9 protein-coding genes are annotated in these 8,877 nt (G+C 74.1%); 6 read left to right on the forward strand and 3 right to left on the reverse strand.

The window, feature by feature from the left end:
- The first annotated feature begins 43 nt into the window (after window positions 1–43).
- From MUU72_RS16995 to MUU72_RS17005, 3 genes are all read left to right on the forward strand, one after another.
- On the forward strand, window positions 44–1,480 hold the full coding sequence (locus MUU72_RS16995) for a CoA transferase (RefSeq protein ID WP_248014112.1): 1,437 nt from the start codon (window positions 44–46) through the stop codon (window positions 1,478–1,480).
- A gap of 123 nt (window positions 1,481–1,603) precedes the next feature.
- Window positions 1,604–2,239, forward strand: a complete 636-nt coding sequence (locus tag MUU72_RS17000) for a GNAT family N-acetyltransferase (RefSeq protein WP_248014113.1) — start codon at window positions 1,604–1,606, stop codon at window positions 2,237–2,239.
- Window positions 2,236–2,640 (forward strand): glyoxalase superfamily protein, encoded by a 405-nt coding sequence (locus MUU72_RS17005; protein ID WP_248014114.1) that lies wholly within the window; start codon window positions 2,236–2,238, stop codon window positions 2,638–2,640. The genes MUU72_RS17000 and MUU72_RS17005 overlap by 4 nt, the downstream gene beginning before the upstream one ends.
- A gap of 48 nt (window positions 2,641–2,688) precedes the next feature.
- Here the strand turns inward: MUU72_RS17005 and MUU72_RS17010 are convergent, their stop codons facing one another.
- Window positions 2,689–3,024 (reverse strand): DUF6204 family protein, encoded by a 336-nt coding sequence (locus tag MUU72_RS17010; protein WP_248014115.1) that lies wholly within the window; start codon window positions 3,022–3,024, stop codon window positions 2,689–2,691.
- A gap of 133 nt (window positions 3,025–3,157) precedes the next feature.
- Between MUU72_RS17010 and MUU72_RS17015 the strand changes: the two genes are divergently transcribed.
- From MUU72_RS17015 to MUU72_RS17025, 3 genes are all read left to right on the forward strand, one after another.
- Window positions 3,158–4,063 (forward strand): arginase family protein, encoded by a 906-nt coding sequence (locus MUU72_RS17015; RefSeq protein ID WP_248014116.1) that lies wholly within the window; start codon window positions 3,158–3,160, stop codon window positions 4,061–4,063.
- A gap of 108 nt (window positions 4,064–4,171) precedes the next feature.
- On the forward strand, window positions 4,172–6,214 hold the full coding sequence (locus MUU72_RS17020; RefSeq protein ID WP_248014117.1) for a DUF5107 domain-containing protein: 2,043 nt from the start codon (window positions 4,172–4,174) through the stop codon (window positions 6,212–6,214).
- Window positions 6,215–6,397: 183 nt separating this feature from the next.
- The gene (locus tag MUU72_RS17025) at window positions 6,398–7,318 is read left to right on the forward strand and encodes an NADP-dependent oxidoreductase (RefSeq protein WP_248014118.1); all 921 of its coding nucleotides are present in this window, start codon (window positions 6,398–6,400) and stop codon (window positions 7,316–7,318) included.
- A gap of 47 nt (window positions 7,319–7,365) precedes the next feature.
- Here the strand turns inward: MUU72_RS17025 and MUU72_RS17030 are convergent, their stop codons facing one another.
- Entirely contained in the window at window positions 7,366–7,719 is a 354-nt protein-coding gene (locus MUU72_RS17030; protein WP_248014119.1) for a VOC family protein, read from the reverse strand.
- A gap of 112 nt (window positions 7,720–7,831) precedes the next feature.
- Complete coding sequence (locus tag MUU72_RS17035) at window positions 7,832–8,647, reverse strand: methyltransferase domain-containing protein (protein WP_248014120.1); 816 nt, start codon at window positions 8,645–8,647, stop codon at window positions 7,832–7,834.
- Between the last annotated feature and the right edge of the window lie 230 nt (window positions 8,648–8,877).

Genomic DNA, 8,877 nt, shown 5'->3' on the forward strand with positions numbered 1-8,877 from the left:
CTTCCCCCTGGTCAAAGGTGGCACTCGGTGCCACACTCTGTTCATGGTGCAACGAGAAGCAACGGGCCTGCGGCACAACCGCGGCACGGAACTGGCCTGGGCCGCACTCGGCGGCGACCCGGCGCTCACCGAACGGATCTCCTACGCCGGGCCGCCCGGCCTGCTCGCGGCCCGGCTCCCGGCCATGGCCCTGGCCCGCTCCACCGTGGCCGTCTGCGCGCTCGCCGCGGCCGAACTGGCCGCCCGGCGCGACGGCGGCCCCGTGCCCGCCGTACGGGTCGACGACGGCGCGGTGGCCACCGCCTTCCTCAGCGAACGCCACCTGCGGATCGACGGCCGCGCCGCCACGACGTTCGCGCCGCTCTCCCGCTTCTGGCGCACCGCCGACGGCTGGCTGCGCACCCACGCCAACTACCCCCACCACCGCGCCCGGTTGCTCACCGCCCTGGGCCTGCCGCAGAGCGCCGGCCCCGAGGACGCCGAGGCCCTGCTCGCCGGGCAGCGCGCCGCGGACGTCGAGGAGGCCGTCTACGCGGCCGGCGGACTCGCCGTCGCGGCCCGCACCCCCGAGGAATGGTCCGCCCACCCCCAGGGCGCCGCCGCGGCCCGGCACCCGCTGCTGACCCGGGAGACCCTCGGCACCGACGCCCCGCCGCGCCCGCTGCCCGCCCGCGCCGGCCACCCCGTACTGCCCGCAGCCGGACTGCGCGTCCTGGACCTGACCCGGGTGATCGCCGGCCCCGTCGCGACCCGCACGCTCGCCCTCCTCGGCGCGGACGTCCTGCGCGTGGATGCACCCCAGCTCCCCGAGGCCCAGGACGCCCACAACGACACCGGTTTCGGCAAGCGCTCCACCGCCCTGGACCTGGGCTCGCGCAGCGACCGGGAGACCTTCGAGGACCTGCTCGACGCGGCGGACGTGGTGGTGACCGGCTACCGGCCCGGCGCCCTCGACCGCTTCGGCCTCGCCCCCCACGCCCTCGCCGAGCGCCGCCCCGGCCTCGTGGTGGCCCGGCTCTCCGCCTGGGGCGACGACGGCCCCTGGGGCGGCCGGCGCGGCTTCGACAGCCTCGTCCAGGTGGCCACCGGCATCGCCGTCCTGGAAGAGGGCCCCGACGGCACACCGGGCGCCCTGCCCGCGCAGGCGCTGGACCACGGCACCGGATACCTGCTCGCCGCCGCGGTGCTGCGGGCGCTGACCGAGCAATCCCGGACGGGCGGCACGCACCTGGCGACGTTCGCGCTGGCCCGGACGGCCCGCTGGCTGATGACCGACCTCGGGGACGCGCCCACCGCGCCCGGCACCCAGGACACGACGGCCACCGCCACCGGCTTCGACCCCGCCCCGTACCTCCGCGAGACCGACAGCCCCCTGGGACGGCTGCGCCACGCCCTGCCCCCGGTGGACTTCGACGGCGGACCCGCCAACTGGGCCACTCCACCGGGCCGTTGCGGTACCGACGCGCCCGTATGGCGCTGACCGCGCCGACGGCCCCCAGGGGCGCGGGGCGCGGCCCGGTGACCACCCGGCCGCGCCCCCGGCACGCCACCCCGCCCACCGGGACGGTTGGTCCGCCCCCACCGCCCCTCGTACGATCTGCTGATGACCAGCACCGACCGCTATCTCGCGCAGGGTTCCCGGGTGGCCATCCGCCCCTTCACCGCCGATGACCGGGAGGAGTTCACCGCCCTGGCCCGGCAGACCGCCGACCTGCACCGCCCCTGGCTGTACCCGCCGGACAACGACGACGCCTACGACGCCTATCTGGCGCGGCTGCGGGAACCGCAGCGCGAGGGCTTCCTGATCTGCGAGCACGACAGCGGCCGCATCGCGGGCTATCTCACCATCAACAACATCGTGCACGGCGCGTTCCGCTGCGGCGCCATCGGCTACGGCGTCTTCGCCCACGCCGCGGGCCGGGGCCTGATGAGCGAGGGCCTGCGCCTCGTACTGCGCCATGCCTTCGGCCCCCTGGGCCTGCACCGCCTCGAAGCCAACATCCAGCCGTCCAACAAGAAGTCGATCTCCCTGGTGGAGCGCGCCGGTTTCCGTCTGGAGGGCTTCTCCCCGGACTTCCTCTTCGTGGACGGCGCCTGGCGCGACCACGAACGCTGGGCCCTGACCAGCGACATGTTCCCGGAGGATGACGACGAGGCCGACGAGGAGACCGCCCCGGAACCCCACCGCCAGGCCGACGGCCCGGCCCCGGGCGCCCCGGCGGACGGGGCGGCGGAATGACCCCTCCCGAGGAGCCGGCGCAGCTCACCGTCCGGCGCACGGTACCGGTCTTCCGGATCTTCGACGTACCCACCGCACACGACTTCTACGTCGGCTACCTCGGCTGCGCCATCGACTGGGAGCACCGCTTCGAGCCGGGCATGCCGCTCTACACCCAGGTCTCCCGGGACGGCCTGGTGCTGCACCTCTCCGAGCACCACGGGGACGCCACGCCCGGCTCCACGGCCTACGTGGAGCTGACCGGGGTGCGCGCCCTCCACGCCGAGCTGACGGCCAAGGACTACGCCTACCAGCGCCCCGGCCTGGAGGAGGACGAGTTCGGCACCGGCCTGGTGGTGACCGACCCCTTCGGCAACCGGGTGCGCTTCAACGAACCGCACCCGGAGGGGCGGCACAACTGACGCGCCGCCCCGGAGGAGCCCCCCGGGACTCCCCCGGGGGCGCCGCCGCTACCGGCCCTTCCGGTTGATCTTCATGGTGTCCATGTCGGTGGCGGTGGCGCGCAGCTCCCGGAAGCCCAGCCCCGCCGCCTTCAGCGCGGCCTCGGCCTTCTCCTCGCCGAGCGCGGCGGCCATCTCCTCGCCGTACTCGGCGTCCGAGACGATGACGTAGCGGTAGCTGAAGGAGTGCAGCGCGGCGTCGTAGGCCAGCGAGCCCTCGGGGGTGAACACCATCTGGCCGAGTCCGTGGTCGTCCACCTCGGCGAGTAGCTTCGCCCGGGCCCCGGCGGTGAGGCTGTCCCACTTGCCGCGGACGATCACTCGGTAGGTGTGCTGCGTGGCCATGTCCACCGCTTCCGTTCTGCGTCGCTGTAGTGCAGCCTCCGAGGGTATGCCGCCCGGCGCCGGTCCGCCCGCCCCTTTCCTGCAACGTCCTGCAACGAACGGCCTTCCGGCGCACGCCCGTTACCATCCCGGCATGCGCCGGAACGTACTGATCGACGCCCCGTCCAACCTGGGACTGCGGCCGCCCGCCCCCGGGGCCGTGCCCGGCTGCTACAAGCTCGCCGGAGCACTGCGGGAACAGGGGCTGCTGCGCCGGCTCGGTGCCCTGGAGGGCGGCGTCGTGGTGCCGCCCCGGTACGGCCTGGGCGACTGGCGCGAGGGAGACGGGGACTTCCACGCCGCGGCCATCGCCGCCTACAGCGTGCGGCTGGCCCGGCGGATCCAGGGCCACGTCCGCAGCGGAGACTTCCCGGTGGTCCTCGGCGGCGACTGCAGCATCCTGCTCGGCGCCGTCCTCGCGCTCCGGAGGCTCGGACGGTACGGCGTCGCCTACCTGGACGGGCACGGCGACTTCCGCCACCCGGGGAACACCGAGATCTCCGGGCCCCTCGGCGCCGCGGCCGGAGAAGGCGTCGCCCAGATCACCGGGCGCGGCCAGGCCGACCTGACCGATATCGAGGGCCTGCGCCCGTACGTAGGCGACGAGGACGTGCGCCTCCTGGGGGTCCGCGACGCGGACGGGCACCAGGCGGAACTGGCCCGGCTGGGCATCGGCTGCATCCCCGTCGGCGAGATCCGCCGGCGCGGCCCGCAGGCAGTGGCCCGGGCGGCCCTCGCCCACCTCCAGAACGCCCCGCTGGACGGCTTCTGGATCCACCTGGACGCCGACGTGCTCGACCCGTCGGTGATGCCCGCGGTGGACTGCCCCGACCCCGGCGGCCTGTCCACCGGCGAACTGCGGGAGCTGCTCGCCCCGTTGGCGGCCTCCCCGCGCTGCGCCGGGATCACCGTGGCGATCTACGACCCGGACCGCGACCCCGACGGTTCCGGGGCAGTGCTGCTGGCCGACCTCCTTGCGGACGTCTTTGCGCAACCCTGACCCCACCTGGACCCGAGGGGCCCTGGTCAGACGGGCGATCACGTTGTTCCATGGTCAACAGGGGGCCGCCGCAGCCGAGGCGGCCCGGCCCGACCTTGCGAGGCAGCCGTGGCCACGACTGTGCGACGCACCACCCTGACCCTGCCCATGGCCGCCCTCGGCCCGGACAACCCGCTCCCCGCCCTCCGCGGCGCACCCGACGCGCACCGCATCCGGATCCCCCGGGACGCCGGCCTGCCCGCCGAGATGGCCCGTCAGATCGGCTACGCACCACTGCGTTCGATCCTGCCCACCCGCATGCGGGACGGTTACGGACGCGACCGCCAAGAGACCGACCTCGACGCCCTGGTGATCGAGAACGACCGGTTGCGGGCCACCGTCCTCCCCGGCCTCGGCGGCCGCGTCCACTCCCTCCACCACAAGCCCACCGGCCGCGAACTCCTCTACCGCAACCCCGTCATCCAACCCGCCCACTTCGCCCTCAACGGCGCATGGTTCTCCGGCGGCATCGAATGGAACATCGGCGCCACCGGACACACCACCCTCGCCTGCGCCCCCCTGCACGCCGCCCGCGTCCCCGCCCCCGACGGCGGGGACATGCTGCGCCTGTGGGAGTGGGAGCGGCTGCGCGACCTGCCCTTCCAGGTGGACCTGTGGCTCCCCGACGGCTCCGACTTCCTCCACGTCGGCGTACGGATCCGCAACCCGCACCACCACACCGTCCCGGTGTACTGGTGGTCCAACACCGCCGTCCCCGAGGACCCGCACACCCGCATCCTGGCCCCCGCCGACACCGCCTGGCACTTCGGCTACGAGCGCACCCTCCAGCACGTGCCCGTCCCCGCACACCGCGGAACCGACCGCACCTACCCCCTGCGCAGCACCCACCCCGCCGACTACTTCTACGACCTCCCCGAGGGCGGCCGCCCCTGGATCGCCGCCCTCGGCCACGACGGCCACGGCCTGGTACAGACCTCCACCGGCACCCTGCCCGGCCGCAAACTCTTCCTCTGGGGCTCGGGACGGGCCGGACGGCGCTGGCAGCGCTGGCTCACCGAACCCGGCACCGGCGGCTACGCCGAGATCCAGGCCGGCCTGGCCCGCACCCAGCTGGAGCACGTACCCCTCGAAGCGGGCGGCCAGTTCACCTGGCTGGAGGCGTACGGGCCGCTCGCCGCCGACCCCGCCGCGGTGCACGGCACCCACTGGGCCGCCGCCCGCCACGCCGTCGAGACCCGGCTGGCCGAGGCCCTGCCGCGGGCCGAGGTCGACACCGCCCTCGCGGCCTGGCTCCCGTACGCCGACCACGAACCGAAGGAGCACCTGGCCACGGGCTCCGGCTGGGGCGCCCTCGAAGCGGCCCGCACCGGCCTGGACCTCCCCGGCACACCCTTCGACCCGGCCACCCTCGGCCCCGAACAGCACCCCTGGCTCACCCTGCTCAGGACCGGCGAACTGCCCGCCCCGGACCCCGTCCCCGGCCCCGGGCCCGTCTCCGCACCCTGGCGCGAACTTTTGGAATCCGCCCCTCCGGGCCCCGCCGCCGAATACCACCTCGGCCTCGCCCAATGGCACGCCGGCGACCGGGCCCAGGCCGTCCGCAGCTGGGAACGCGCCCTGGCACACGGCGCCGGCTGCCTCCCCCTGTACTGCCTGGCCGTCGCCGAGGCCGAAGCGGGCGACACCGCGCACGCCGCCGACCGGTTCGCGGACGCCGCCGCCTGCGCCGCCGAAGCGGCCGCGTCCGCCGACGCCGCGGCCGCCCGGAGCGGGCGGAGGCTCCTGACCGCCCTCGTCCGGGAAGCCGTTCCCGCGCTGCTCGCGGCGGACCGGGCCGACGAGGCCGCCACACTGCTGGCCACCCTGCCCCCGGCCGAACGCGCCGCCGGACGGTTCCGGCTGCTGACCGCGCGGACCCTGCTCGCCCAGGGGCAACCGCGGGCCGCACGCGCGGTCTTCGACGAGGGCTTCGAGATCCCGGACCTGCGGGAGGGCGCGGAGGTGCTGAGCGACACCTGGTACGCCATCGCCGAACGACTGGTGGCCGGGGAGGACGGTCCGGTCACCGCGGAACTCGCCGCCCGGGCCCGCGCGGAACACCCGCTGCCGGAACGCTATGACTTCCGGATGCGGCCGGCCGAGCGGCCCTAGCTGCTGATGCGGCCGGTGCGGCGAGGCCGGCGGGAGCGCGGCCGGATGTCGCGCGGTGCGGCCGGACCGCACCGGCCCGGCCCCGCCGCCTCACCCGCCCCGCCCCGGCGCATTGGCATATGCCACTTCGGAGAGATCCACACCTCGCGGAATCTTCCCCCACCGTCACGCGTTGTGACGGTCATGAAGGCAATCACCACGAACAGTTATGGCGGGCCCGAAGTCCTCACCTACACCGAGCAGCCCGACCCCAAGATCGGCCCCGACTCGGTGCTGATCAGAGTCAAGGCGGCCGGCGTCAATCCGGTCGACTGGAAGATCGTCGCGGGCTACCTCGACAGCATCATGCACGTCCACTTCCCGCTCATCCCCGGCTGGGACGTGGCCGGAGTGGTCGAGGCGGTCGGCGCCGACGCCACCGAGTACGCGATCGGCGACCACGTCATCGGCTACGTCCGCAAGGACGAGGTCCAGCACGGCACCTACGCCGAACTGGTCGCCGCACCGGTACGCACCCTGGCCCGCAAGCCCGAATCGCTCAGCTGGCAGCAGGCCGCCGGGCTGCCGCTCGCCGGGCTCACGGCCTATCAGTCCCTGAAGCGGGTCGGGGTGAAGGCCGGCGACCTGGTGCTGGTGCACGCCGCCGCCGGCGGGGTCGGCTCCCTGGCCGTACAGATCGCCGTCGCCGAAGGAGCCCGCGTGATCGGCACGGCCAGCGAGCGCAACCACGACTTCCTGCGGTCCCTGGGCGCCGAGCCGGTGACCTACGGCGACGGGCTGGCGGACCGCGTCCGTGCGCTGGCACCGGACGGTGTCGAGGCCGCCCTCGACTTCGTCGGCGGAGGGGCGGTGGACCTCTCGCAGGAGGTCCTGAAGGACCGCGGCCGGGTGGTGTCGATCGCCGACGGCGAAGTCGGGGCGAAGGGCGGCCACATGGTGTGGGTCAGACCGGACAGCGCCGATCTGACCGCACTGGCCATCCTCGCGGACGCGGGGAAGCTCACCGTGCCGGTCGAGACGGTGCTCCCGCTGTCCGAAGCTGCGGAGGCATTCCGGATCAGCCAGGCCGGCCGGACCCGCGGCAAGATCATCCTGGAGGTGTGAGGGATGCGGTTGAAGCGAGCGGAAAGGGGGTGGCGGAGGGCGCGGCGCTAAGCACCCTGGGCCCGGTCGACGTACTCGAAGACCGAGCCGTCCGGGTGGCGGGCGATCACATTCCGGCCGATCGGGGTGGCCAGCGGGCCGGCGACGATGTCCGCGCCGACCGCGGTGAGATCGGCCACCGCCTCGTCGACGTCCTTGACGGCGATGGTCGCGGTGATCTTCCGCAGCACGGACAACTCCGCCTCGGGCCCGCTCATGAGGAAGAAGCATCCGACGGCCGCGACCGCCACCCCGCCGCGCTGGAAGCGGATCGCCTCGGCGCCGGTCAGTCGTTCGTAGACCGAGATCGCGGCATCGAGGTCGCCGACACACACCCGAAGTGAGGTCCCCAGAATGTCCATACGAACAAGCCTAGTTGGGCTCCCGGCGGGCGCGCGAACCCTGGCGGTCGTGTGATCGCGGTGTGCCGGCACGGTGGAGGCGGAGTGGCGGAAGCGTCATGCTGACCTAGCGTCAGACGCGGCACAGGATCTCGCCGTGCAGCATGGCGAACCAGCCGTCCTCCCGAGCCCCCCACTCCCGCCAGGCCGCGGCGATACGGGTCAGGTCGTCCGGTGTGGCGTGCCCGCCGTCGACGGCGATCCCGGCGTAGGAGGAGGCGACGGTGCGGTCCGCCCACAGTTCGGACCACCAGGCCCGCTCCTCGGGGGTCTGGTAACACCAGGCACTCGCGGTCGCGGTGATGTTCTCCTGCGGGAAGCCGGCCTGACGGGCCCAGACGTGCAGCCGGCGCCCCGCGTCCGGCATCCCGCCGTTGGCGCGCGCCACCCGCCGGTACAGGGCCAGCCAGTCGGACATGCCCTCGACCTCCGGGTGCCACGTCATGGTGGCGTAGTCCGCATCGCGGACGGCGACAATGCCGCCGGGCTTGGTGACGCGGCGCATCTCGCGCAGCGCCTGCACGGGATCGCCGACGTGCTGTAGGACCTGGTGGGCATGGGTCACGCAGAAGGTGTCGTCGGGGAAGTCCAGGGCGTGAACGTCGCCGACCGTGAAGCGGACGTTCTCCACTCCGCGGGCGGCGGCCGTGGCGCGGGCCTGGTCCAGGACGCCGGGCGCGTGGTCCAGGCCGGTGACCTGGCCGTCCGGTACCAGCGCCGCCAGGTCGGCGGTGATGGTGCCGGGCCCGCAGCCGATGTCCAGGACCTGCATGTGGGGCCGCAGTGAACTCAGCAGGTAGCCCGCCGAGTTGGCGGCGGTGCGCCAGGCGTGGGAGCGCAGTACGGACTCGTGGTGCCCGTGGGTGTACACGGCGGATTCCTGCGGCATGGACGGCTCCTTCGTGGACGTCGGAGGGTTGCCGCACCGGGCCGCGGCGGACCGCGGCCGGGGGTGCGAAGCCCTGCGGGAAGTTGTGCCGCCAACGGTACGCCTGCGTCTCGTATCGCGAGAGTGTCGTCTTGATATATGGACGAGTCGAGTTGATGGGTTGGAGGTGGCGGCTGCGAGTGCCTGCCGGAGAGGTCCGTGCCGGGGTGGGTGGGGTGTGAGGGGCTGGG

Origin of the sequence: Streptomyces rhizoryzae (genome assembly GCF_023155275.1) — a bacterium.
GTDB lineage: Bacteria > Actinomycetota > Actinomycetes > Streptomycetales > Streptomycetaceae > Streptomyces > Streptomyces rhizoryzae.

What these genes read in the sequence shown, in the direction of transcription:
- MUU72_RS17025 (WP_248014118.1), top strand. Translation starts at nt 6,398, where the DNA reads ATGAAGGCAATCACCACGAACAGTTATGGCGGGCCCGAAGTCCTCACC.
- MUU72_RS17035 (WP_248014120.1), bottom strand. Translation starts at nt 8,647, where the DNA reads ATGCCGCAGGAATCCGCCGTGTACACCCACGGGCACCACGAGTCCGTA.
- MUU72_RS16995 (WP_248014112.1), top strand. Translation starts at nt 44, where the DNA reads ATGGTGCAACGAGAAGCAACGGGCCTGCGGCACAACCGCGGCACGGAA.
- MUU72_RS17005 (WP_248014114.1), top strand. Translation starts at nt 2,236, where the DNA reads ATGACCCCTCCCGAGGAGCCGGCGCAGCTCACCGTCCGGCGCACGGTA.
- MUU72_RS17015 (WP_248014116.1), top strand. Translation starts at nt 3,158, where the DNA reads ATGCGCCGGAACGTACTGATCGACGCCCCGTCCAACCTGGGACTGCGG.
- MUU72_RS17000 (WP_248014113.1), top strand. Translation starts at nt 1,604, where the DNA reads ATGACCAGCACCGACCGCTATCTCGCGCAGGGTTCCCGGGTGGCCATC.
- MUU72_RS17030 (WP_248014119.1), bottom strand. Translation starts at nt 7,719, where the DNA reads ATGGACATTCTGGGGACCTCACTTCGGGTGTGTGTCGGCGACCTCGAT.
- MUU72_RS17010 (WP_248014115.1), bottom strand. Translation starts at nt 3,024, where the DNA reads ATGGCCACGCAGCACACCTACCGAGTGATCGTCCGCGGCAAGTGGGAC.